At 39.3% G+C, this 24,715-nt stretch carries 13 protein-coding genes and 3 rRNA genes; 1 reads left to right on the top strand and 15 read right to left on the bottom strand.

Annotated elements, in window-relative coordinates:
• Positions 1-34: 34 nt before the first annotated feature.
• From fusA to AC4PID_RS10810, 7 genes are all read right to left on the bottom strand, one after another.
• Positions 35-2,116: an elongation factor G gene (fusA, locus tag AC4PID_RS10840; RefSeq protein WP_492132026.1), complete on the bottom strand. Its 2,082-nt coding sequence runs from the start codon at positions 2,114-2,116 to the stop codon at positions 35-37.
• A gap of 294 nt (positions 2,117-2,410) precedes the next feature.
• On the bottom strand, positions 2,411-4,762 hold the full coding sequence (gene nrdJ / locus AC4PID_RS10835; protein WP_492132025.1) for a ribonucleoside-triphosphate reductase, adenosylcobalamin-dependent: 2,352 nt from the start codon (positions 4,760-4,762) through the stop codon (positions 2,411-2,413).
• A 259-nt stretch (positions 4,763-5,021) separates the two neighbouring features.
• Positions 5,022-6,323: a glucose-6-phosphate isomerase gene (locus tag AC4PID_RS10830; protein ID WP_492132024.1), complete on the bottom strand. Its 1,302-nt coding sequence runs from the start codon at positions 6,321-6,323 to the stop codon at positions 5,022-5,024.
• A 22-nt stretch (positions 6,324-6,345) separates the two neighbouring features.
• Positions 6,346-7,293 carry an ROK family protein gene (locus tag AC4PID_RS10825; RefSeq protein WP_492132023.1) on the bottom strand — a complete coding sequence of 316 codons (948 nt, stop codon included), beginning with the start codon at positions 7,291-7,293 and terminating at the stop codon, positions 6,346-6,348.
• A gap of 32 nt (positions 7,294-7,325) precedes the next feature.
• Complete coding sequence (locus AC4PID_RS10820; RefSeq protein WP_492132022.1) at positions 7,326-9,692, bottom strand: glycogen/starch/alpha-glucan phosphorylase; 2,367 nt, start codon at positions 9,690-9,692, stop codon at positions 7,326-7,328.
• 53 nt (positions 9,693-9,745) lie between these two features.
• Positions 9,746-11,923: a TIM-barrel domain-containing protein gene (locus AC4PID_RS10815; protein ID WP_492132021.1), complete on the bottom strand. Its 2,178-nt coding sequence runs from the start codon at positions 11,921-11,923 to the stop codon at positions 9,746-9,748.
• A gap of 23 nt (positions 11,924-11,946) precedes the next feature.
• Complete coding sequence (locus AC4PID_RS10810; protein WP_492132020.1) at positions 11,947-12,963, bottom strand: LacI family DNA-binding transcriptional regulator; 1,017 nt, start codon at positions 12,961-12,963, stop codon at positions 11,947-11,949.
• Between the two features lie 173 nt (positions 12,964-13,136).
• Here AC4PID_RS10810 and AC4PID_RS10805 point away from each other — a divergent pair, with 173 nt between their 5' ends.
• On the top strand, positions 13,137-14,216 hold the full coding sequence (locus tag AC4PID_RS10805) for a DNA polymerase IV (RefSeq protein ID WP_492132019.1): 1,080 nt from the start codon (positions 13,137-13,139) through the stop codon (positions 14,214-14,216).
• A 199-nt stretch (positions 14,217-14,415) separates the two neighbouring features.
• Here the strand turns inward: AC4PID_RS10805 and rrf are convergent.
• From rrf to AC4PID_RS10765, 8 genes are all read right to left on the bottom strand, one after another.
• Positions 14,416-14,532, bottom strand: a 5S ribosomal RNA gene (gene rrf / locus AC4PID_RS10800).
• 154 nt (positions 14,533-14,686) lie between these two features.
• A 23S ribosomal RNA gene (locus AC4PID_RS10795) occupies positions 14,687-17,605 on the bottom strand.
• Positions 17,606-17,899: 294 nt separating this feature from the next.
• Positions 17,900-19,431: ribosomal RNA gene (locus tag AC4PID_RS10790) — 16S ribosomal RNA — on the bottom strand.
• The 16S, 23S and 5S rRNA genes sit together here, the layout of an rRNA operon.
• Positions 19,432-19,464: 33 nt before the next feature.
• Positions 19,465-19,599 (bottom strand): hypothetical protein, encoded by a 135-nt coding sequence (locus AC4PID_RS10785; protein ID WP_492132018.1) that lies wholly within the window; start codon positions 19,597-19,599, stop codon positions 19,465-19,467.
• A 648-nt stretch (positions 19,600-20,247) separates the two neighbouring features.
• Complete coding sequence (gene lysS, locus AC4PID_RS10780; RefSeq protein WP_492132017.1) at positions 20,248-21,714, bottom strand: lysine--tRNA ligase; 1,467 nt, start codon at positions 21,712-21,714, stop codon at positions 20,248-20,250.
• Positions 21,715-21,857: 143 nt separating this feature from the next.
• Positions 21,858-22,811 carry a tRNA dihydrouridine synthase DusB gene (dusB, locus tag AC4PID_RS10775; RefSeq protein ID WP_492132016.1) on the bottom strand — a complete coding sequence of 318 codons (954 nt, stop codon included), beginning with the start codon at positions 22,809-22,811 and terminating at the stop codon, positions 21,858-21,860.
• 35 nt (positions 22,812-22,846) lie between these two features.
• Complete coding sequence (locus AC4PID_RS10770) at positions 22,847-23,629, bottom strand: type III pantothenate kinase (protein WP_492132015.1); 783 nt, start codon at positions 23,627-23,629, stop codon at positions 22,847-22,849.
• A gap of 12 nt (positions 23,630-23,641) precedes the next feature.
• Complete coding sequence (locus tag AC4PID_RS10765) at positions 23,642-24,616, bottom strand: biotin--[acetyl-CoA-carboxylase] ligase (protein WP_492132014.1); 975 nt, start codon at positions 24,614-24,616, stop codon at positions 23,642-23,644.
• Positions 24,617-24,715 lie beyond the last annotated feature (99 nt).

The raw sequence follows: 24,715 nt of genomic DNA, 5'->3' as shown, positions 1-24,715 counted from the left end.
TGTTCTCTCTATAAACGACTGTAAAGTGAATATACTACTTATTTTCATTATCGCGTTTCACTTGTTCGATAATTTTCAAAGCGATTTGCATAGGTACTTCATCATATCTTTCAACACTCATGTTAAACCAACCGCGTGCTTGCGTCATTGATCTTAAATCAGTTGCATAAGTGAACATTTCAGCTTGTGGTGCTTCAGCAATTACCTTTTGATAGCCCTCTTCATTTGGTTCCATACCTAAAATTCTACCACGACGTCTATTCATATCGCCCATAATATCGCCCATATACTCATCTGGTATATAAATTTCAACATGTGCAATTGGTTCTAGAAGAATTGGTTGAGCTTGCTCTAAACCTTTTTTAAATGCAAGGTGTGCAGCAAGTTTAAATGCCATTTCAGACGAGTCAACATCATGATATGAACCATCTAAAAGCGTTGCTTTTAAGTTTACAACAGGACATCCCGCTAAAACACCATGATCGAGTGATTCCATAAGTCCTTTTTCAACTGCTGGAATGTACTGTCTTGGTACTGAACCACCAAATATTTTTTCTTCAAAAATAAATGGCTCATTTGATGGTTCAAACTTAATATGAACATCGCCGTATTGTCCCGCACCACCAGATTGTTTCTTATGCTTGCCTTGTACGGTAGCGACGCCTTTAATCGTTTCTCTATAAGCAATTTTAGGATCTTCAAGAACAACTTCAACCCCAAATAAATTTTTGAGCTTAGAAGTAATGACTTGAACTTGCATCGAGCCTTGACCACCCAATAGGGTTTGTTTGGTTTCTTTATTTCTTTCAATTGTAAACGAAGGATCTTCTTCTGTTAAACGATGTAATGAAGAGAATATTTTTTCTTCATCGCCCTTTGATTTTGGTTCAATCGCCATAAAAAGAGCTGGTCTTGGTAGATTAACACTTTCAAATCGGATTGGATGTTCTTTATCACAGATCGTGTCACCTGTTTCTGTGTATTGAAGTTTTGCAGTTGCACCGATGTCACCTGCGATTACTTTATCGACTTGAATTTGCTCTTTACCTCTTAATAAGAATAGTGAAGAAATTCTTTCCTTCTCATCTTTGTTTGCATTGAGTATTTCCATATCTTTCTTAGCAGTACCAGAATATACTTTAAACATCGAAATTTTACCCACAAATGGGTCGACGATTGTTTTGAAAATGTAAGCTGAAAAAGGCTCTGCTTCATCAGATTTACGTTCTACCTCCGCATCTGTATCTGGATTTACGCCTTTGTAGATCCCCTCATTAATTTCTTTAGGTGTTGGGAAATAATCGTAAATCATGCTCATAAGCGTGTGAATACCAATTCTTTTTTCAACTGCACCTACGAGTACTGGAACGATTTCGCCTGAAATTACGCCTTTTCTAAGACCTTCGTGAATCTCTTCGTTTGTGAATATTTCTCCTTCAAAGTATTTCATCATGAGTTCTTCATCGCTCTCCGCAACTGCTTCTATCAGCATGTCGCGAATCGGCTTAACTCTCGCTTCCATATCACCAGGAACTGGAGCATCCACGCATTCCTTGCCATCAAATACCCTACCGATTTCATCAACAACATTGATAAAACCTTTAAAATCTGCGCCTTCACCTATTGGTATACAGAAAGGAGCAATTTTTTTGCCAAATGTATCTTTTAAATCCTTAATCAATTTCACGTAATTTACGTTTTCTTTATCCATTTTGTTTATGAAAATGATTTTGGAGAGATTTCTTTTTTCAGTGAAATTCCAAGCTTTCTCAGTTCCTACTTCGATTCCTGATGAAGCGTCAACCATTATTACAGCACCACCAACTACTTTTAGTGCGCTTAATGTATCACCTACAAAGTCAAAATATCCTGGAGTATCTAAAAAATTATATTTATGTTCATGCCACTCGATTGGAATTAGAGAAGTTCCTATACTAAATTTTCTATTGATTTCTTCTTTATCATAATCCGACACTGTATTCCCATCATCAACACGACCCATACGTGTCGTAATACCTGTCGTATACAATAAAGCCTCAGTTAAAGTTGTTTTTCCGCTACCTCCATGTCCTAAGAATGCGACGTTCCTAATTTTGTCAACTGCATAGTTTTTCATTCGAAAGCTCTCCTCTCAAGTTGGATTTATTTGAATATTTGCATTATTTGTAATATTCTATACACTTTTACTTTTTCCTTCTTGTTTTTTAAAAAAACAAGAAAAAACAGTGTGTTGACACAATAAAAATCTTCAGGCATCGAGCTTTCAGATTTTACCACAAGCGGGATTGTAGCTTAATAAAAATCCTCGGACATCGAGTCCTCAGATTTTGCATCAAGTTCCTTGCTGCTTAATAAAAAAGACCGAATGAAAATTTTGCTTTCATTCGGTCTTAATCATTATACTTATAAATTATCTAACTGGACAAGCACCAGTTTCACAGCCTTCAGTTCCGATATCAATTGTGATCTCTTCTTTTTCGTATTTCGTAATTAAAGATGGTCTGAAAGGCTTCATCTCTGCAGCACGTCTTGTATACTCTTCTTCATCAATTGCTTCATAAGGCATCAACTGATAGAAGCTGTCTTCAAGCGGTAAGAAAGATAACGCAACCGTATCATCCCAGTTTTCATATACCCATTCTTCAACCAATTCCCATTCATCAGGTCTTACTGACACAGTAATAGAACAGTTGTGATCCACATAATTTTCCATGAACATCTTGTAAGTTTCTAGCTGCTCAACCGCAGAAACATCGTATTTAGTGATGCCTTCTGGCGCTTTAACTGGGAACTCAACAACTTTGGTTGTACAAGTTTCCATTTCTTGACCAACCTCTGGAAGTACTGGGTAGCCTAATTCTTCACATACTTTAACCAATGGATCGTGTGAATTAATACGAACACGTCTAATGTAGTATGGCGAATGTGAATGGTGAACACCACTTGATACAACAGGAAGCTGTGATAATGTACCTTCTGGTTTAACAGTTGTAACGAGTACAGGCACTCTACCACCAAGTTCAGCAGAATACATTTCGGCTTCTTTTTTAGCAGCATCTCTAAGTAGTCTAAGTAAGCTTGCTTGCTCGTCTTTCGACATCTTAGTCGCATTGATCATATCCATCCAACCGGTTAACGAGCAACCCAACAACTTGTCTCTTTGTTGAACGTTATTCCAAAGTGGTAACTCAAGCTCAACACAGGTCATACGGTAGCTTGCTCTTGCAGATAAACGTTGTGCTTTTAGTAAGCCTTGTACATCCAGTTTATTGTTGCTATCAACAAAAGCAAATACGTTAATGGTTGTTAAGTTACATAAACCTTTATTATCTAGAAGAATCTCACCACATGGATTAACGCCATTGAAGTTTGGTCTTCTTTTTGAGCCAGCTACTTCATTTACCCAGCCCGGTTCTCCTGAATAACGCATACGCTCTAATTGCCATCTTAACTTTTCTCTAGATGGTTTTTCTTTATAGTAAATAGAGTTATTACTCATTTGACGGTGTAAAATGTCTTCATTTACAACCCATTTGCCATCTTCCATCGTATATAGTTTTGATTTTGCTTCGATACATTCTTGGTCATCTGCATCAACGAGTACGATTTCAGCGGTTCTACGAACGCCACCAACGACAACGTTTTCTCCGATAATGTTTGCGATATCAAGACAATCAATTGGTCTTAACTTAACTTGTTTTGCCTCAGCTAAGATACCCGCTTTTTTAATAACTCGGTCGATTTTATAGAACATGTTTTTAAGTGATGTATGGCCACTTGCTGTACCACCAAAGGTTTTTAATTTCTCACCTTTTGGTCTGACATGATCATAATCAATAATAATCGTTTTAATATTTCTGTACTCGTTACTATGGATGAGTTGCATAAAGAAATCTAACGATTGAACCCAACCTTCTTTAGAATCCCCAATTGTAATTTTAACTGTATTATTATAGAAGAACTCTAAGCTAGTGTTGTCTTCTCTTTCACTTCTAGGGAGTGGCGAATAATCTTTATGAACTACCTCGAAATCAGTTCTAACTTTTGGAAGTTGAGCAACATCGTTTTTAAGGATTCTAACGCCAACCCCTGAGCCAATCATTAATAAGTAGAAGATATCTTTAAATGCACTGAAATTATCAACAACTTGGAAACTACAGTTATAGTTTGCCATCGGATAGTGTTTCGCTACAGAAGTACCGCCTACCCAGAAAGTTCTTCCAGATAAAAACTGTCTTAAGTTAAAGATACTATCAAATAATTCTTCAGCCTCTGAACGATTGGTTTTTACGATTTCACAGTTGTATTCAACCGCACGTCTTACCGTTTCCCACCAGTATTCACGTCTTTTTTCTTCAGGTAACCATCTAGAATACGTTCTATAGTAAACAAAATCACCTAACTGTTGCATTGGTGAATTCATATGCTTGTATTTGCTGATGAATTCATCGGTCAAAAGTCTATGATCTTCTTTTTTTCTAACAATACGCGTACTGTCTTTTTCATTTCTGTAGATGATGTATTTCTTAGCCGCGTCCTTTCTTGGACTTTCCATTAACATCTCTTCAACGAGATCTTGAATCTCATCAACTGAGATAGGGACTTCTCTCCCTGTAGCAATTTCAATAATTTGCTCTCCGATTGCTTGACTAAGTGGACGATCGATTCCAAGTGTTGTTTCCTGCATTGCTTTTTCAATCGCTCTGACGATCTTGCTCACTTCGAAATCTACGACAGCACCGTCTCTTTTTACTACTTTCATGTTCACACCCCTCATTTAGCGTTGTAGTTATATATGATACTATATTTAGTGTTCATAGTTTTAACAAAGTCTACATATGGTAGAGTTACAAGACATATTTTATCACCGTATTTATAGGGTGTCTATTAAAATACAGAAAAAAAACAATAAAAAAATTGGAGAAAAACTATTGATTTTTCTCCAATTTTGGACTTATCGATACTACATCTAGTTTCGTTGGGTATGAAGTCCTACAAGATATAGAACTACCTGAGATTGACTATTTTTTGCCTAGTAATCTGAACATGTTCTTCTTATAAGCTTCAACACCTGGTTGATCAAATGGATTAACGCCTAATACATAACCACTAACACCACATGCCTTCATGAAGAAATACATGAGCTTACCTAAATGAAAAGCATCCTTCGTAGGCATCGTTACAACTAGATTTGGTACATTACCATCCACGTGTGCCTCTAAAGTACCTTTAAAGGCATTCTCATTGACATAACTCATTGTTTTTCCTGCCAAATAATTAAGGCCATCTAAGTCGTTGTCTTCAATCTCAAGAACAATATCCTTTTCTACAGATGCAACTCTGACAACCGTTTCAAACACGTGTCTTGGACCATCTTGAATCATTTGACCCATAGAATGTAAATCCGTTGTGTTATTCATCTTCGTTGGGAATAAGCCCTTGCCATCTTTACCTTCGCTCTCTCCGTATAACTGCATCCACCATTCTGCTAAGAAAGCCATAGATGGTTCATAGTTAACGAGCACTTCGATCGCTTTGCCTTTGTTGTACATTACATTTCTAAGAAGTGCATATTGATAACAAATATTCTCGTCGATATTTGGATTTGAATACTCTGCTTGCCCTTCAGTTACACCTGCCATAAATGCATCGATGTCGATACCAGCTGTTGCGATCGGTAGTAAACCAACAGGTGTAATTACTGAATAGCGACCACCAACATTAGCAGGAATAACAAACGTTTCATAGCCATTTGCAGTAGCAAGTTGTCTTAGTGCGCCATTCTTTGCGTCTGTTGTTGCGAAGATACGCTTAACGGCCTCTTCCTTACCGTATTTCTTTTCAAGCGCATTTTTAAGCACTCTAAACGCAATCGCTGGCTCAGTAGTTGTACCTGATTTAGAGATGACGTTTAAGCAAACAGATTCATGCTCAATCATTTCAAGCAAGTCCGTTAAATAAGTGCCACTGATTTGATGACCAGCAAAATAAATACGCGCTGTTTTTCTTCTTTCTTTAGGAAGTTCATTATAAAAACTGTGTGACAACGCATCGATGACCGTTTTAGCGCCCAAATAAGAGCCACCGATACCGATAACGATTAACACATCTGCCATTTCATTGATTTTCGCTGCTGCCGATTTAATTCTAGCAAACTCTTCTCTATCATAAGTAGTTGCATAGTCTAACCAGCCAATATAGTCATTTCCAGCACCTGTGCCTGCATGAAGTTGTTCATGAGCAGCAAGTACCATTGGTTTAAGATTTTCATATTCGTGTGATTTGATCATCGCACTATCGTAATTAAATTCTAATTTACCCATTATTCGTTCCTTTCTAGTCCAATTAACCTTGAATCATCGCGTACATTGCTGCACCGATAATACCAGCATCATTTTTAAACTTAGCAATTTCAACCTTTGCACATGGCGATGCTTTAAAATACTTCAAGTCCTCTAATTGCGCATTGATTCTATCGAGTAAGAAATCACCCGCCATAGAGATACCACCACCTAAGAAAATCACTTCAGGATCGATTGCACAAACGATATTCATAATACCGATGCTGAGATATTTAACCAAACGATTGACTACCTCATTGGCAACTGCATCTCCAGCTTTTGCTGCATCAAAAATAATTTCTCCTGAAATTTTACTCATATCACCTTTTACGACATCTAGCATACTGGTTGCTTTTCCTTCAGCGATCAGGTGTTTTGCATAGTGGATAATTGCAGTTGATGATGCAAATGTTTCTAAACAACCATTTCTACCACAGTTACAAGTGTATAGCCCTTCTCCAATGAGCATATGCCCAAGTTCGGAACCGATACCATGGTGACCTGAAACAACTTTGCCATCTACTAAAACACCACCGCCAACACCGGTTCCTAAGGTTAAAATAACAGCATCCTTGTATTGCCCTTTTTGCGCAACCTGAAATTCAGCTACCCCTGCAACCGTCGCATCATTGTCGATAAAAATCGGCAAATCAATTTTCGCTGCAAGTTTTTCTTTTAGTGGCACGTTATACCAAAGTAAATTAACTGCTACTAATACTTCACCCGTGTGCGGATCAGCAATTCCAGGAATACCTATTCCCACACCTTTTACTGCTTTGCCTGTGCGGTTACTTTCTATTAAATGAACGATAACCTTATAAATGTCTTCAATTACAGCATCGCTACCTCTGTCACGGTCAGTTGGAACAGAGTACTTTTCCAAAATCTCACCCAAGTCGTTGACTAAACCGCCAGCTATATTTGTACCACCCAAATCGATACCAATGTACATTGCTGCCTCCTAATAGATTAATTCATCCATTATTATACATCAATGCGCTTAATATTCCAAATATCTTTCGCATATTCTAAAATCGTTCTATCACTACTAAATTTGCCGGCTCCAGCGATATTAGCGAGACATTTTTTAGCCCACTCAAGCTCGTTTCTGAAGTCCTGATCCACTCTCTTTTGCGCTTTAACATAATCGTCAAAATCTTTAAGAATGAAATAATTATCTGCCTTATGCCATGAAGCACCTTTTAATAGAGAATTATAAAGTTCTTCAAACATACCCGTTTCACCATCGTCAAAGGTACCATCGATGAGTGTATCGATAATTTTCTTAAGTCTTGGATGTGATTTGTAGATTAAAACTGGGTCATAAGTGTCTTTAATCGCTTCAATTTCTTCTACTTTTGCGCCAAAGATATAGTTGTTTTCAACGCCAGCTTCTTCTACGATTTCTACGTTTGCGCCATCCAGCGTACCTATAGTCGGCGTACCATTTAACATGAATTTCATATTACCAGTTCCTGACGCCTCTTTACCTGCCGTTGAAATCTGTTCAGATAAGTCAGCTGCTGGGAATAATTTTTCCGCATAAGAAACACGGTAGTTTTGTACAAATACAACCTTAATTCTACCAGCGACATCTTTATCTTCATTGACTAATTTTGCGATTTCGTTGATGTACTTAATAATACCCTTTGCTCTAAAGTAACCAGGAGCAGCTTTAGCACCAAATATAAAGGTTCTAGGCACGATGTCGATGCTTGGATTTTCTTTAATATCAAAATAGAGGTTGAGAATTTGGAACGCATTCAAAAGTTGACGTTTGTATTCGTGAAGTCTTTTAATCTGAATGTCAAAGATTGAGTTCGGATCAATTTCAATGCCTTCAGTTTCTTTAATAAATGCAGCAAGCTCTGTTTTCTTTTCTTTTTTAATCGCCATAAGCGCTTTTAATACCGCTTCATCATTTGAAAACTTTTCAAGTCCTCTTAAGAGATCCAGCTGCTTGATCCACGAATCCGTTCCTAAAAGTTCAGTAATATAGCTTGTTAGTTGTGGATTTGCTAATGCAATCCATCTTCTTTGCGTAATACCATTTGTCTTGTTTTGAAATCTTTCTGGATAGATTTTATAAAAATCATTTAATTCTTGGTCCTTTAGGATTTCAGTATGAAGCGCTGCAACACCATTGGTCGCTTTTGTGCCATAGATTGCCATGTAAGCCATGTGAATCATATTGTCTTGAATGATTCGCATCTTTTTGATGTGCTCTTTATCAACGCCAAATTCTTTTAAATCATGAACAAATTGTTTGTCTAATTTTTCGATGATCTCATAAATTCTAGGCAATAATTCTTTGTAAAATCCGACCCACCATTTTTCAAGCGCTTCGTTTAATATGGTATGGTTGGTATAAGCAAACGTTTCATTTGCAATGTGCCATGCTTTCTTAAATGAAACATGCTCTTCATCCACAAGGATACGGATTAACTCAGGAATCGCCACAACTGGATGTGTATCGTTGAGTTGTACTGCAATGAACTCTGGGAACTTCTCAAAGTGCTTACCATGTTGCTCTTTGAACTTTCTAACAAGTTCTTGTAAAGATGCAGACACGAAGAAGTACTGTTGTTTTAATCTAAGAATTTTACCATCATTTGTAGAATCATTTGGATAAAGGACTCTAGAAATGTCTTCTGCTCTATTTTTTTCTTTTACAGACGCGTCGTAATCTTGCTCATTAAAAAGATCGAAATCAAATGGTTGAACGGGCTCAGCCTTCCAAAGTCTAAGTGTATTGATGTTATTTGTGCCATATCCAATAACAGGTGTATCATATGGTACCGCTAAAACATCGCCATCTTCGAAATGAACCGTAACAGCTTCACTGCTTCTTCTGATCGACCATGGATCACCATTTTTTAACCAGTTATCAGCAGTTTCCTTTTGGAAGCCATCTTCGAAATATTGTTTAAAAATTCCATAGTCATAACGAATGCCATAACCGTGTAGTGGCACTTCTACAGTCGCTGCAGAATCTAAAAAGCATGCTGCAAGTCTGCCTAAACCACCATTTCCTAAACCTGCATCTTCTTCAAGCTCTTCTAACTTATTGAGATTAACACCTAGTGTTTTAAGCTCATCCTTGATCTCTTGATACAAACCAAGGTTGATTAAGTTATTGCCAAGTGCACGACCCATTAAAAACTCAGCTGAAAAATAGTATGCTTGTTTTCCTTTGCCATAAGCGGCTTTGCTGTTTTCCCAATTATCAGCAACTTCTGACATAATCGTTTTAGAAAGTGCAAAATAGATTTCTTGCTCAGTGGCATTATCAAGTGTTTTACCAAACTCAGACTTTAAAAACACTTTAATTTCATCCGTATATTTTTTCATTATATCCTCCTTGGAAACGTTACCAAAATTGTGTTTAAAATGGTATATTGCATCTATACCATTTTAGAACCTGACTGTTTGATGACATGCGTTTTGCCAGATTCATCTATTAGATAAAATGTCACATCACCTATTGGATGTACATTTGTATCAACGCTAATTTTAAAACCTTGATCTGATTTTGTTACTGTAAATACGGTTTGAGTAGACACACCTTCTTTAAAACTTTGCGTGATGCCATCGTCATCGTAAAGAGTATAGGTTGCTGTATCCTTAACAAAACCGATTACTGTTAACTGATTGTAGTTGAGTTGAGAAACTCTATTTTTAGGTTCAGTTAAAACCAATAAACGATTTGGTCTCAAGTAGGCATAAAGCGCATCTACTTCTTGCGGGATATAGTGATCACCCTTACTTAGCCATTCAAAACCTTGCTCACCGATATTCTCGTACTGACTTAAGTTGATTTTGACCATTTCCTCTGGTAGATAAACATGTCTCCCTCTTGCATTTGACTCATATATAGGTGCAAGCATGAGTTCATCACCAAATAAAAGCTGATCCTCCACGCCTTTAGAGCGCTCATCTAAATACGTAAACCCAAGCGGTGCAAAAAGTAAGCTTTGATTTAAGTTCGCTTTCATATACTCTGAGTACAGATAAGGCACCAAAGCATAACGCATACGAATTAAATTTCTAATATGATTGGTGACTTCTGAATCAAACTGCCACGGCTCTTGTTGTCGTGTGCCCATAGCACTATGATTTCTGAGAAGCGGTGTAAATAAACTGAATTGCATCCATCTTGAGAGGAGTTCCCCACTTGAATGATGTCCAAAACCACCCGTATCAGCACCTGCATATAAGAACCCAGCCATACTTAAAGACGGCATCATTTGAATATTGAGCTTGATATGCTCCCACCAAGAATGATTGTCCCCTGTCCAAATGCCAGAGTGTTTTGCCATACCGATATGTGACGCGCGTGTTAATAAGAAAAATCTACGATTGACATCATAGCTTTCAAACCCTTCTGCTGCTGCTCTTGTAACGTTGTAGCCGTAAAGGTTGTGCACATCATAATGATTAACGATCTTCTCTCCACCATCGATATTCATTTTATGGTACATACTTCTATAATCCTTCTCAGCATTAGACAGATTCATTATGCTATCCTTAAGTGCAAAGAAAGTGCCAATATCTAAATTTTTACCTTCTTGTTCTTTTACAAAGGCGATTCCTTCATTTAAACCCTTTTCAGAATAAAAAATAGCAGGCTCATTCATATCGTTCCAAAAGCCTTCGATTCCCATCTCTAAGAACTTGTGATAGTATGCGCCAAACCACTGACGTGTTGGTGCATTGAGGACATCAGGGAAATGCACTTTTCCCGGCCAAACTGCTGCGACAAAAGGTTGACCTGCTTCATCTCTAACAAAGAAATCATTTTTAACGCCTTCTTCATAAACATCGTATCCATCTTCTATTTTCACACCTGCATCTATTATAGGTACAAGCTTAATGTCTTCTGATTTTAGTTCTTTTACAAACGTTTCAAAATTAGGGAAACGTTCCTCATCTACAGTAAAATCCTTATATCTTTCCATGTAATCGATGTCTAAGTAGATCGCATCAATAGGGATATCATTTTCTTCAAAGCCTTTGGCAATTTCTCTAACTCTTTCATCTGTTTCATAGCTCCATCGGCACTGCTGATAGCCAAATGCCCATTTAGGTGGGACATAGCTAAGACCTATGAGCTTGCGAAATTGATTGACGATTTCACTAGGTGTTCCCGTTATTTCATAAAGATCAAAATCGCTACCGCTTAACGTGATCACGAGCTTATCTCTATAGGTAAATCCTATATCATAAGTGATTTTTCCTGCGAAATCGATATACCAGCCTGTTGAACTTACCCCTGCTATAATAAAGAAATTATGCGCACCATAAAGTGATTTTTTATCTGGAGTATGGTTAGGGTCGTCTGAACAAAATGCTTCATAGATATGTCCACGTTTGTTGATGCCATGAACGTTTTGTCCTAGTCCATAGACAATATCGTTTTTTTCAAGTGGTAGTTCAATGAGTGTCTCATTGTTTTCTCTTCTGATAATGCCGTTATAAGTTGACTTTACTTCCGAGAAAGTTGTTTCTAAAATCGTATCCGTTGGAATCATATGTCCAAACGAAAACTTCTTAATTCCAAGCTCATTCATATAGGATTTCATACTAGCTCCCTTCTGCTGCTTAATTAAATTGTTTTACAAGAAGACCTTTCAATAATTTCAGTTGGAAAGACCATATGTTGATGTGATTGTCTTTCATCTAATATACCTACCATAATTTCTGCAGTGGCAAACGCAATTTCTTCAACCGGTTGATGAATTGTCGTAAGTGCTGGATTAAAAAAAGCAGCATAGTCGATATCATCAAATCCAATGATGCTGATGTCATTTGGAATATTGAGCCCTTTTTCACCAATTGCCTTAGCAGCACCGATGGCCATGACATCTGAGATTGCAAATACTGCTGTAAGGTCGTCGGCTTTCTCAAGTAACCTTTTCATCGCTTCATAGCCTGTTTCAAATGTATATGCGCCAACTTCAAAGTAATTGTCGTTTTTTTCTATTTTATTTTCTTCAAGTGCTTTAATATAGCCCCTTGTTCTTATAGTGCCGACGGACATATCCTGATCACCAGAAGTGATAATACCTATTTTTCGATGTCCACTCTCGATTAAAAATTCTGTAGCTGACTTTGCAGCCTCTTCATTATCAATTATTACGCTTGAAAAGAGGTTTTTATTCAGTAATTCAGGAATTTCTGTTGAAGCCATTATCAATGGGACTCCTAAACGTTCAATTTCCTTATCTGTAAGCTGATCAAAATCACCACCTAAACAGATAATTCCCTTTAGCTTTTTTTCCATGATAAACTCGAATGCTGCATCAATATCCTTTGTTGCTTCAATATTATAGTGAATCACTGCAGAGTAACCAGCATAAGAAAGTTTCTTTTCTATCGATTCGATCATATGCGCAAAAAAAGGATTGTACATCCCTTTTATCAAAATCCCCACATCCATCGTTTCAGATCTCTTAAGATTTCTAGCGCTATTATTTGGAATATAGTTATATTTCGCGATTACTTCAAGTACGCGTTCTCTCGTTTCATCTTTGACGTCTGAATGCTGATTGATCACTCGCGATACGGTACTTACACCAACCCCTGCAAGCTTGGCAATATCTTTAATATTTAGGTTTCTCACTTTATCCTCCTAAATGAATCGCAGTTTATGGTAACGTTACTGGTAACGTTTTCATAAATTGATTATATCATATCCTCTTGGTATCAAAAAGAGAAATTTGACACACTGATTGCTATCTGAGTTAAAATCATGTATACTAAAAACAGTACATATGTTCTGAATTGGAGTGCGTTATGAATCGACAAATTATTCATTTTGATATAGATGCTTTTTTTGCGTCAGTAGAACAGTTAGACCATCCTGAATACAGAGGAAAACCACTTATCGTTGGTGGCGACTCTGATAGAAGTGTTGTATCTACATGTTCATACGAAGCACGTGCGTATGGTGTCCACAGTGCGATGAGCATCGTCGTTGCAAAGAAACTATGTCCAAATGGCATTTATGTCTATGGAAACATGCAGCGATACTCCGATATATCAAGTCAAATCTTTGATTTGATAGAGTCAGAGTTTGATACTGTTCAAAGGGTTTCTATTGATGAAGCTTACATTGATGTAACCGGTCTTGAGAATCCTATCGAAATAGCAAAACGTATAAAAAAAGAAGTGAACGAACTGACCGGACTAACGATTTCCGTTGGTATTTCGTATAATAAATTCTTGGCAAAATTGGCTTCAGACTGGAACAAACCTAATGGTATTTTTGAAATTGTTCCTTCTCAGATTCCCGATTTATTGCGTCCGTTACCTATTATTAAAATCCATGGTCTTGGGAAAAAATCATGTGAAAAGCTCAATAGAATCGGTATTTTTACGATCGATGATCTTTACTCTTATCCAAGTGAGCTTTTAAATGATATTTTAGGTGAGGCTTGGGCTAAAGAAATCATCGATCGTATTCACGGCATTGATGATCGACCTGTCAAGGAATATGCAGAACGAAAATCCTATGGCCGTGAAACCACACTTGAAGAGGACAGCGACGATCGCGAGTTATTATACGCAATCCTCTATAAATATCTCGTTAAAATACAACATCGCTTAGATGAAAAAAGTTTAATGCCTCGAACGCTGACGATTAAAATTAAATATCATGACTTTGAGCAGTTTACTAAAAGTCATAGTTTAGAGTACAACACAAATGATTTTAACATTCTTGAAGCAACTCTAATTAATATGTTTGAAGGATTAAAGCTAGAAAAACCTGTACGTCTGATTGGGCTGAGCTTTTCGAATCTTGAGGATGCCGATTATAAGCAGTTTAATATACTTGAAGGATTAGGAACGTATTCGACTAGCATGCATAAATAAAAAACTCGGTCTAATGACCGAGTTTTTTGTGATTTCAAATGATTTTTAAGTTGAATAACCATTTATGCTTAAAATAGATTTAGAGTCAAAGCGATGCTAATAATTATAGGTTTAATAATTATAGATTTAATAATTATAGATTTAATAATTAACATATTGAATACACTAAAAAAACTCAGTCAAAAGACTGAGTTTTTCTAACTAGCAACGTTCTACTCTCCCAAGCAGCTGCCCGCTAAGTACCATCGACGCTGGAGGACTTTACTTCTGTGTTCGGTATGGGAACAGGTGTTGCCCCTCCGCCATCGTCACTAGATATGAATTTGCTTTGCAAATTCAGCCGTGGGTCTGTTTACAAAGTAAATAGACTAGGCTTTCTATTAAAACATCATAAAATGATGGTTTCAACAGTTTAAGGTATATACCCTAAAAACTACATACAGATCATTCATTAAAAGTTTTAGTAAAATTTGGTCAAGACCTCGACCTATTAGTACCTGTCAGCTGAATGCATTACTGCACTTACACCTCAGGCCTATTACCACATTATCTTCATGGGGTCTTACTCCATTTCTGGATGGGAAATCTCATCTTAAGGGGGGCTTCGCGCTTAGATGCCTTCAGCGCTTATCCCGTCCAAACTTAGCTACTCAGCTGTGCCTTTGGCAAGACAACTGATCCACCAGAGGTTTGTCCATCCCGGTCCTCTCGTACTAAGGACAGCTCCTCTCAAATTTCCTACGCCCACAGCAGATAGGGACCGAACTGTCTCACGACGTTCTGAACCCAGCTCGCGTGCCTCTTTAATGGGCGAACAGCCCAACCCTTGGGACCTACTTCAGCCCCAGGATGAGACGAGCCGACATCGAGGTGCCAAACCTCCCCGTCGATGTGGACTCTTGGGGGAGATAAGCCTGTTATCCCCGGGGTAGCTTTTATCCGTTGAGCGATGGCCCTTCCATGCGGTGCCACCGGATCACTAAGCTCTACTTTCGTACCTGCTCGAAATGTCTCTCTCGCAGTCAAGCTCCCTTTTGCCTTTACACTCTTCGCGCGATTTCCAACCGCGCTGAGGGAACCTTTAGGCGCCTCCGTTACTCTTTAGGAGGCGACCGCCCCAGTCAAACTGCCCACCTGACATTGTCCTGAATCAGGGTAACTGATTACAGTTAGAATAACGTTATATCAAGAGTGGTATCCCAACGGTGACTCCATTAAGACTGGCGTCCTAACTTCTAAGTCTCCCACCTATCCTGTACATGATATACCATTATCCAGTGCCAAGCTACAGTAAAGCTCCACGGGGTCTTTCCGTCTAGCTGCGGGTAACCGGCATCTTTACCGGTACTACAATTTCACCGAGTCTATTGTTGAGACAGCGTCCAAATCGTTACGCCTTTCGTGCGGGTCGGAACTTACCCGACAAGGAATTTCGCTACCTTAGGACCGTTATAGTTACGGCCGCCGTTTACTGGGGCTTCGGTTCTATGCTTCGATTGCTCTAACACTTCCCCTTAACCTTCCAGCACCGGGCAGGCGTCAGCCCCTATACATCATCTTTCGATTTAGCAGAGACCTGTGTTTTTGGTAAACAGTCGCTTGGACCTATCCTCTGCGGCCACCACTAGCTCTGAACCTGTGATGGCACCCCTTCTCCCGAAGTTACGGGGTCATTTTGCCGAGTTCCTTAACAATAGTTTTCTCGCTCGCCTTAGTATTCTCTACTCTCCTACCTGTGTCGGTTTACGGTACAGGCACCTGCTCCCTCGATAGAAACTTTTCTCGACAGTGTGATATCTGCTACTTCGCTACTATTTTCACTCCCCATCACAGCTCACCCTTTATAAGAGGCGGATTTGCCTACCTCTCAGACTCGCTGCTTGGACGCACTCAACCAATCGTGCGCTTAGCATAACCTCCTGTGTCATTCCCTCTCTCAAACGGTTCTCGGTGGTACAGGAATCTTTACCTGTTGTCCATCGCCTACGACTTTCGTCCTCGGCTTAGGTCCTGACTTACCCTGAGCGGACGAACCTTCCTCAGGAAACCTTAGGTTTTCGGCGGACGGGATTCTCACCCGTCTCTCGTTACTCATGCCAACATTCTCTCTTCTATACAGTCCACACGTCCTTACGATCGTGCTTCACCCCGTATACAATGCTCCTCTACCAATTAGATTACTCTAATTCCATAGCTTCGGTAGTAAGTTTGAGCCCCGGTAATCTTCGGCGCAGGATCACTCGACTAGTGAGCTATTACGCACTCTTTAAATGTATGGCTGCTTCTAAGCCAACATCCTAGTTGTCTGGGCAATCCCACATCCTTTTCCACTTAACTTACATTTTGGGACCTTAGCTGATGGTCTGGGCTGTTTCCCTTTTGACTATGAATCTTATCACACATAGTCTGACTCCTGAGTATAAGATATCGGTATTCGGAGTTTGATAGTCTTCGGTAGCCGGTGAAAGCCCCTAGGACATTCAGTGCTCTACCCCCGTATCTCTTTACCTCAAGGCTAGCCCTAAAGCTATTTCGAGGAGAACCAGCTATCTCCGGGTTCGATTGGAATTTCTCCGCTATCCACATGTCATCCCAACCTTTTTCAACAGATATGGGTTCGGGCCTCCAAGAGGTTTTACCCTCGCTTCACCCTGCACATGGATAGGTCACCCGGTTTCGGGTCTACGCCATACAACTCATTCGCCCTTTTCAGACTCGCTTTCGCTGCGGCTCCGTGCCTGAAGCACTTAACCTTGCTGCATAACGTAACTCGTTGGCCCGTTCTACAAAAAGTACATGGTCGTTCTTTAACGAACTTCCATTGCTTGTAAACATAGGGTTTCAGGTTCTTTTCACTCCCCTCTCGGGGTTCTTTTCACCTTTCCCTCACGGTACTATTCACTATCGGTCACTAGGTAGTATTTAGCCTTGGCAGATGGTCCTGCCTGCTTCCCACAAAGTTTCACGTGCTCCGTGGTACTCCGGATCAGTCTCGCTATACTTCTCTTTTCGCTTACGTGGCTCTCACACTCTTCGGCCTGCTTTCCCAAGCAGTTCTGCTAAGATACATTTTCACTTTATCGACTGTCCACACCCCTTCGTCCGAAGACTTAGGTTTGGGCTATTTCCCGTTCGCTCGCCACTACTTAGGAAATCACTTTTGTTTTCTCTTCCTTCAGGTACTTAGATGTTTCAGTTCCCTGAGTTCCCTTCCTATAACCTATGAATTCAGTTATGGATGACTGGACATTACTCCAGCCGGGTTGCCCCATTCGGATATCTACGGATCTACACTTGCTTGCAGCTCCCCGTAGCTTTTCGCAGCTTACCACGTCCTTCTTCGGCTCCTAGTGCCAAGGCATCCGCCCTATGCTCTTATTATCTTGACCATTTGATATTATTTTACTAATATCGGGTTTTTTACTTCTTTCGATTTAGACTCTCATCTAAATCTACACTTTTTAATGTCTTCTCTATATGCAGTTTTCAAGGTACACACGAAAAACAGGATGTTTTTCGACCGACGTGAGGAAATCCAAAGAATTTTCTTAGGAGGGTATCTGTCTAAGATTAATATCTTAATCATCTACACTCTATCGAGTCGTTTCAGTTCCTATTCTTCTTTCAAGGTTCTTTTGCAAGACCCTCAAAATTGAACAGCGCAAATGTCTATTTCTCCTTAGAAAGGAGGTGATCCAGCCGCACCTTCCGATACGGCTACCTTGTTACGACTTCACCCCAGTCATTGGTTTCACCTTCGACAGCTCCCTCCTTGCGGTTAGGCCACTGGCTTCGGGCGCCCCCAACTTCCATGGTGTGACGGGCGGTGTGTACAAGACCCGGGAACGCATTCACCGCGACATTCTGATTCGCGATTACTAGCAACTCCAACTTCATGTGGGCGAGTTTCAGCCCACAATCCGAACTGGGATCGGCTTTTTAGGATTCGCTCCATCTTACGACTTCGCTGCCCGTTGTACCGACCATTGTAGCACGTGTGTAGCCCAGATCATAAGGGGCATGATGATTTGACGTCATCCCCACCTTCCTCCGTGTTATCCACGGCAGTCTGTCTAGAGGGTCCAGCATTACCTGATGACAACTAAACATAAGGGTTGCGCTCGTTGCGGGACTTAACCCAACATCTCACGACACGAGCTGACGACAACCATGCACCACCTGTCTCCTCTGTCCCGAAAGACATAGCCGGCTAAGGCTACTTCAGAGGGATGTCAAGACCTGGTAAGGTTCTTCGCGTTGCTTCGAATTAAACCACATGCTCCGCTGCTTGTGCGGGTCCCCGTCAATTCCTTTGAGTTTCACACTTGCGTGCGTACTCCCCAGGCGGAATACTTAATGCGTTTGCTGCGGCACCGAGTTTTGACGCCCGACACCTAGTATTCATCGTTTACGGCGTGGACTACCAGGGTATCTAATCCTGTTCGCTACCCACGCTTTCGTGCCTCAGCGTCAGTTACAGTCCAGTAAGTCGCCTTCGCCACTGGTGTTCCTCCTAATATCTACGAATTTCACCTCTACACTAGGAATTCCACTTACCTCTCCTGCACTCAAGCCTATCAGTTCCAAAGGCTTACATTGGTTGAGCCAATGCCTTTCACCCCTGGCTTGATAAGCCGCCTACGCACCCTTTACGCCCAGTGATTCCGGATAACGCTTGCCCCCTACGTATTACCGCGGCTGCTGGCACGTAGTTAGCCGGGGCTTCCTCCTATGGTACCGTCATTTGTTTCTTCCCATAGGACAGAGTTTTACAACCCGAAGGCCTTCATCACTCACGCGGCGTTGCTGCATCAGGCTTGCGCCCATTGTGCAATATTCCCCACTGCTGCCTCCCGTAGGAGTCTGGACCGTGTCTCAGTTCCAGTGTGGCCGATCACCCTCTCAGGTCGGCTACTGATCGTCGCCTTGGTAAGCCGTTACCTTACCAACTAGCTAATCAGACGCGGGCCCATCTCATACCGATAAATCTTTGTCGGCTACATCATGCGATGCTACCGACTTATAAGGTATTAATCACCGTTTCCAGTGGCTATCCCTTTGTATGAGGCAGGTTGCCCACGCGTTACTCACCCGTCCGCCGCTTTCATAAGCTTCGCTTTGACCGAAGTCTCCACTCCACTTAATCACGCTCGACTTGCATGTGTTAGGCACGCCGCCAGCGTTCATCCTGAGCCAGGATCAAACTCTTAAAATTAATTTTAAGTTTTGCCTGTTATCTCAAAACGAGCTAACTTGCTTTTTGCTTCTCAATTTCCCAAGAAGCGTTTCCGTTTTTTATCACTTCTTTTGTTGCTACTAGAGCCTCAAAAGGTTGACGAGAATTTTTCAATTCTTTTTGGTTTTTTTCATTTGCGCTATTCAATTTTCAAGGTCCTGGTTTTGATTCAGGCCTTTCGGCTTTCATCTTTATAAATGCTTTCACATATCATCGCTATTACTAACTCAACGTGACAGCTTTTATACTTTATCAAATCTCACAAGCTTTGTCAACACTTATTTTTAACTTTTCGTTTTTTAATGTTGCCATCGCTTAGCGACTTGATTATCTTACACCATAAGCATCATACGAGTCAACACTAATTCTCATTTATTTTGTTAAGAAGATGCAACATTTTCATTTTAGTATCACATAATATGAAGAAAGATTTGGCGACAATCATTAATATACCCATTCACATATTATTTAAACAATATATGTCACCTTTTGAGCACTCTATTTGTCATAAATTAAGATGATACTGAACCAATCTTTTTGTCAGTTCTCGAGTTTAATTACTTTTTTCTCAACTATGAAATTTCTCAAGTTTAACACTTATCACTCCAAAAAATCATTTTTTTAACTTAAACCCACTAGCCTAATATAAATCTTTAGACATCACTCCTTCAGATTTTACTACTAGTTCAATCGAAGTTTAATAAAAAAAGCTGCTTAGGAATTAAAACCAAGCAGCTTTTACGATACTATTAATATCAAAACTCATCATAAAATGAATTTCTTAATTATATTTAATTATTTAATTGGTTTCATCGTCGGGAATAAAATAACATCTCTAATTGAAACGCTATCTGTAAGGAGCATAATGAGTCGATCTACACCGATTCCTAAACCACCTGTTGGAGGTAAACCTACTTCAAGTGCGTTTACGAAGTCATCATCCATCATGTGAGCTTCATCGTCACCCGCTTCACGTTGCTTTAATTGATCTTCAAATCTTTGTTTTTGATCGATAGGGTCATTTAACTCAGAGAACGCGTTTGCAATTTCCCAAGTATTAACGAAAGCTTCGAAGCGGTTCGTAATCGCTGGATTATCCGGATTACGTTTAGCAAGTGGCGAAACTTCTACTGGATGGTGTAAAACAAATGTCGGTTGAACCAAGTCACTTTCACAGAACTCTTCAAACGCAAGGTTAACCAAATGACCTTTAGTATAGTGTTTTTCTACCTCTAAATGTAACTTCTCTTTTGCTACTTTCTTAGCTTCTTCATCTGTTTCAAACGCATAGAAATTAACACCTGTCTTTTGCTCAACAAGATCATGCATTGAAGCACGTCTCCAAGGTGGTGTAAAGTCTAACTTTGTGCCTTGGAATTCTATTTCAGTAGTGCCGTGTACCGCTTCACAGCATCTAGCAACAACTGTTTCAGTAAGACGCATCATATAATCATAATCTTCATATGCAGCGTATAACTCAACCGCAGTATACTCTGGATTGTGTTTCATGCTCATACCTTCATTGCGGAACATTTTACCCATTTCATAAACTCTATCAAAGCCACCAACGATTAATCTCTTTAGATAAAGCTCATTTGCGATACGCATATACATATCGATATCTAGTGTATTATGATGTGTAATAAATGGTCTAGCTGAAGCACCACCAGCGATAGTACTTAAAACTGGTGTATCCACTTCTAAGAAACCCTCTTCATCAAAGTAAGCTTTCATAGTTTTAATGATTTTTGAACGCATTAAGAATTTTTCTTTTACTTCTGGATTAACAATTAAGTCAACGTATCTTTGTCTATATCTAATTTCTTGGTCTTTAAGTCCATGCCATTTTTCAGGTAGAACTTGTAAAGACTTAGATAATAAAATTACGCCATCTGCTTTAATTGAAATTTCTTCTTTTTGAGTTCTAAATACAGTACCAGATAAACCGATGATGTCACCGATGTCATATGTTTTAAATATATCGTATACTTCTTCTCCAATAGCATCTTTTCTTACATAAGATTGAATTTTACCTTCACTATCTTGGATATCAATAAAAGAAGCTTTTCCCATATCTCTCTTAGCCATGATACGACCTGCTATTCTAACAGCTTTGCCTTCATAACCTTCAAAATCGTTTAAAATATCAGTTGTAAAGTTTGTTCGGTCATATTTTTCTATCTTAAATGGATCTTGACCTATTTCTCTTAAATGTGCGAGTTTATCACGTCTAACTTGTAAAACTTCACTTAAATTCTCCATACTTTCCCTCCATACTTTATTTTAAGCGGCTATTCATCCGAACTTTATAAAAATACTCGTTGGTGATATTATATGCGTTGCAACTTTTAAAGTCAATCTGCATAAACGCCGCATTTTATCTTAATTAAAGTTGCCCGAGACAACTACTCTTGTGAGAAAGCATTCGTCAAAATACGAATCACTTGCTCAGGTGTATTGGCTTTATTTATTTCATTCTTGAAAATTGCTGCATGATTAATACCTTTAAAATACCATGCTGCATGCTTTCTCATTTCAAGTACAGCAATATGAAGCCCTTTGTAAGCAATTAGCAAATTAAAATGTTCAATAGCAATTTCCTTTTTTTCATCACGACTTGGATGTTCGATTTTCTCACCGGTTTCCAGATATGTGGCTACTTCTTTCAATAGCCATGGATTCCCTTGTAAACCTCGACCAATCATGACACCATCACAACCAGTTGTGTCCTTCATTCTTTTTGCATCGTCAGCTGAAAAAATATCACCATTCCCGATTACCGGAATCTTTACCGCTTCTTTAACACGTTTAATAATTTCCCAATCCGCATGACCATTGTACATCTGTTCTCGCGTTCTACCATGTAAGGCAATCGCACTAACACCTGCGGATTCAGCCATTTGTGCAAATTCAACCGCATTAATGCTCTTATCATCCCAGCCTTTTCTAAACTTAACTGTAACCGGTTTGGTTGATAGCTGTACTGCTTTACGCAAAATCCCCTCTGCAATATCTGGCGTTTTCATAAGTGCTGACCCCTCACCATTGCTGACGATTTTCTGAGCAGGGCATCCCATATTAAAATCAAGAATCTCATTTGAATGTGCATTTAAAATCGGCATAATTGCTTCGAGTTTATCTACATCAGCGGTAAAAACCTGAAGTGCAACCGGATGTTCACTACTATCAAAGTTCATAAGCTGTGCTGTTTTCTTATCCTTATAATAGAGAGCACTTACGCTCACCATCTCACTCACCATAAGGCCATCGTGAAACTTGCGCATGATTTTTCTATAAGGAAGATCCGTTACACCAGCCATTGGTGCAACGACCACTTCCATCATTTTACTTAAATTCATTCATTACCTACTTCAATTCAATGATACCATTTGATCTAGACTGTCTTTTTAGGACGATTCATATGGTAAATATAATTCAAACCATCAAGCGTTAAGAATTTATCTACAACTTCAATTTGTTCTGACTCAGATGCAATCAAAGTAGACAAACCACCAGTAGCGATAACTTTCACCTCGCCACCACCAAGCTCTTCAACCATTTTCTTAACGATATAATCGACACTACCTACATAACCATAGATCATACCCGCTTGAATACTTTGAGTCGTATTTTTACAGATAATATGATCCGGCTTAATCAGCTCAACTCTCGTCAATTTCGCCGCTCTTTCAAACAATGCATCTGCAGAGATCTTAATACCTGGTAGGATTGCGCCACCGAGATACTCACATTTATCACTGATTGCACAAAAAGTCGTTGCGGTTCCAAAATCAACGATGACCAATGGTCCGCCATATTTTTTAAATCCAGCCACCGCATTAACGATACGATCCGCACCTACTTGTCTAGGATTGTCGTACTTAATGTTCATACCTGTTTTAATACCAGGACCGATTACGATTGCTTCTCTATTAAAATACTTTTGAGTCATGTGTTGAAGCGAATACATAACATGAGGTACTACAGAAGAAATAATGATATCTTCCACCGCATTGACATCGAGCTTCTCATGTGCAAAAAGCTGATGAATAAAAATGCCGATTTCATCAGCAGATTTCGAGTAATCCGTCGCCATCCGCCAATTTGTAATCAACTGATCATTTTCAAATACACCCATTACTATATTTGAGTTACCTACGTCGAAGGTTAATAACATAAAGCCTCCCAATTAAACATATTGATCTATTCCTCGGACTGAAACTTCGCCCGTAAAAATCTTTTCTAAATGCCCGGTTTCATTTTGAACCGTTAAACTACCATCTTCATTGATATCCACCGCGTATGCCATTCGCTCATTCGTTGGGGTGACCAGTTTGACATCTTTTCCCAAAGTTACTGAGTGACTCTTATGGAACTCGATAATACGCGACATCTCACTATTTAAAAATTCGCCATAGCATCTTGCAAAGGTTTCCAAAAATCTTTCAAGTAGGTTTTTGGGTGATAGGCTTACGCCTTCCAACTTCAAAGAAGTCGCTTTAGCAGATAGCTCTTCAGGAAAATGCAACTGAGCGACATTTACCCCTATACCGATGACAATATAATGAAGCCTATTAATTTCAGCACTCATTTCAGTTAAAATACCACAAACTTTTTTCCCATTAACTACAAGATCATTGGGCCATTTAATACCGACCTTAACTTCTGCCAGAGATTCAATCGCCTCTGTCATCGCTGCAGCGGCAACAAGTGTGATTGCCGATACAACCTCTGGATTTAGATTTGGTCTTAGCAGCAAGCTCATCCACAATCCTGTACCGTTTTCTGATGCCCAATCACGACCAAGTCGTCCCTTGCCTTTTGTCTGTTCACCTGCTACGACGATCCCTTGAGTATCGCCATCAATCGCAAGTCTTTTTGCTTCTGAATTAGTAGAGTCTATTGAACTATGGTATCTTCCAAAATCTAAAAATGAATATTGATTGATAACACTCTCTAATGAAGAACGATTGATTTCATCTGTATCAGAAATCAAACGGTAACCTTTATTGTTTACCGAATCAATCGCATAGCCTTCCGCTTTCAGTGTTTTAATGTGTTTCCAAACCGCAGTTCTTGAAACACCTAATTGTTCACTGATTTGCTCCCCTGAGACGTAGCTGTCTGGATTTGATTTTAACAAATTTAAAATTTGAGTTTTCATATTCACCTTCTAATAATTACTCAACCTATAGCATAACATAAAACCTGTCAAAAATAAAAACAAAATGGCGTAAACGTAAAAAATCTAGACTTAAAAAAA

Source organism: Fusibacter sp. QWL-12 (assembly GCF_058683495.1).
Note: the sequence above shows the minus strand (reverse complement) of the source record. Positions and strands in the feature narration are given on the sequence as shown.

What these genes read in the sequence shown, in the direction of transcription:
- nrdJ (WP_492132025.1), bottom strand. Translation starts at nt 4,762, where the DNA reads ATGAAAGTAGTAAAAAGAGACGGTGCTGTCGTAGATTTCGAAGTGAGC.
- dusB (WP_492132016.1), bottom strand. Translation starts at nt 22,811, where the DNA reads ATGAATTTAAGTAAAATGATGGAAGTGGTCGTTGCACCAATGGCTGGT.
- AC4PID_RS10815 (WP_492132021.1), bottom strand. Translation starts at nt 11,923, where the DNA reads ATGAAATCCTATATGAATGAGCTTGGAATTAAGAAGTTTTCGTTTGGA.
- AC4PID_RS10805 (WP_492132019.1), top strand. Translation starts at nt 13,137, where the DNA reads ATGAATCGACAAATTATTCATTTTGATATAGATGCTTTTTTTGCGTCA.
- AC4PID_RS10770 (WP_492132015.1), bottom strand. Translation starts at nt 23,629, where the DNA reads ATGTTATTAACCTTCGACGTAGGTAACTCAAATATAGTAATGGGTGTA.
- AC4PID_RS10820 (WP_492132022.1), bottom strand. Translation starts at nt 9,692, where the DNA reads ATGAAAAAATATACGGATGAAATTAAAGTGTTTTTAAAGTCTGAGTTT.
- AC4PID_RS10765 (WP_492132014.1), bottom strand. Translation starts at nt 24,616, where the DNA reads ATGAAAACTCAAATTTTAAATTTGTTAAAATCAAATCCAGACAGCTAC.
- lysS (WP_492132017.1), bottom strand. Translation starts at nt 21,714, where the DNA reads ATGGAGAATTTAAGTGAAGTTTTACAAGTTAGACGTGATAAACTCGCA.
- AC4PID_RS10825 (WP_492132023.1), bottom strand. Translation starts at nt 7,293, where the DNA reads ATGTACATTGGTATCGATTTGGGTGGTACAAATATAGCTGGCGGTTTA.
- fusA (WP_492132026.1), bottom strand. Translation starts at nt 2,116, where the DNA reads ATGAAAAACTATGCAGTTGACAAAATTAGGAACGTCGCATTCTTAGGA.
- AC4PID_RS10830 (WP_492132024.1), bottom strand. Translation starts at nt 6,323, where the DNA reads ATGGGTAAATTAGAATTTAATTACGATAGTGCGATGATCAAATCACAC.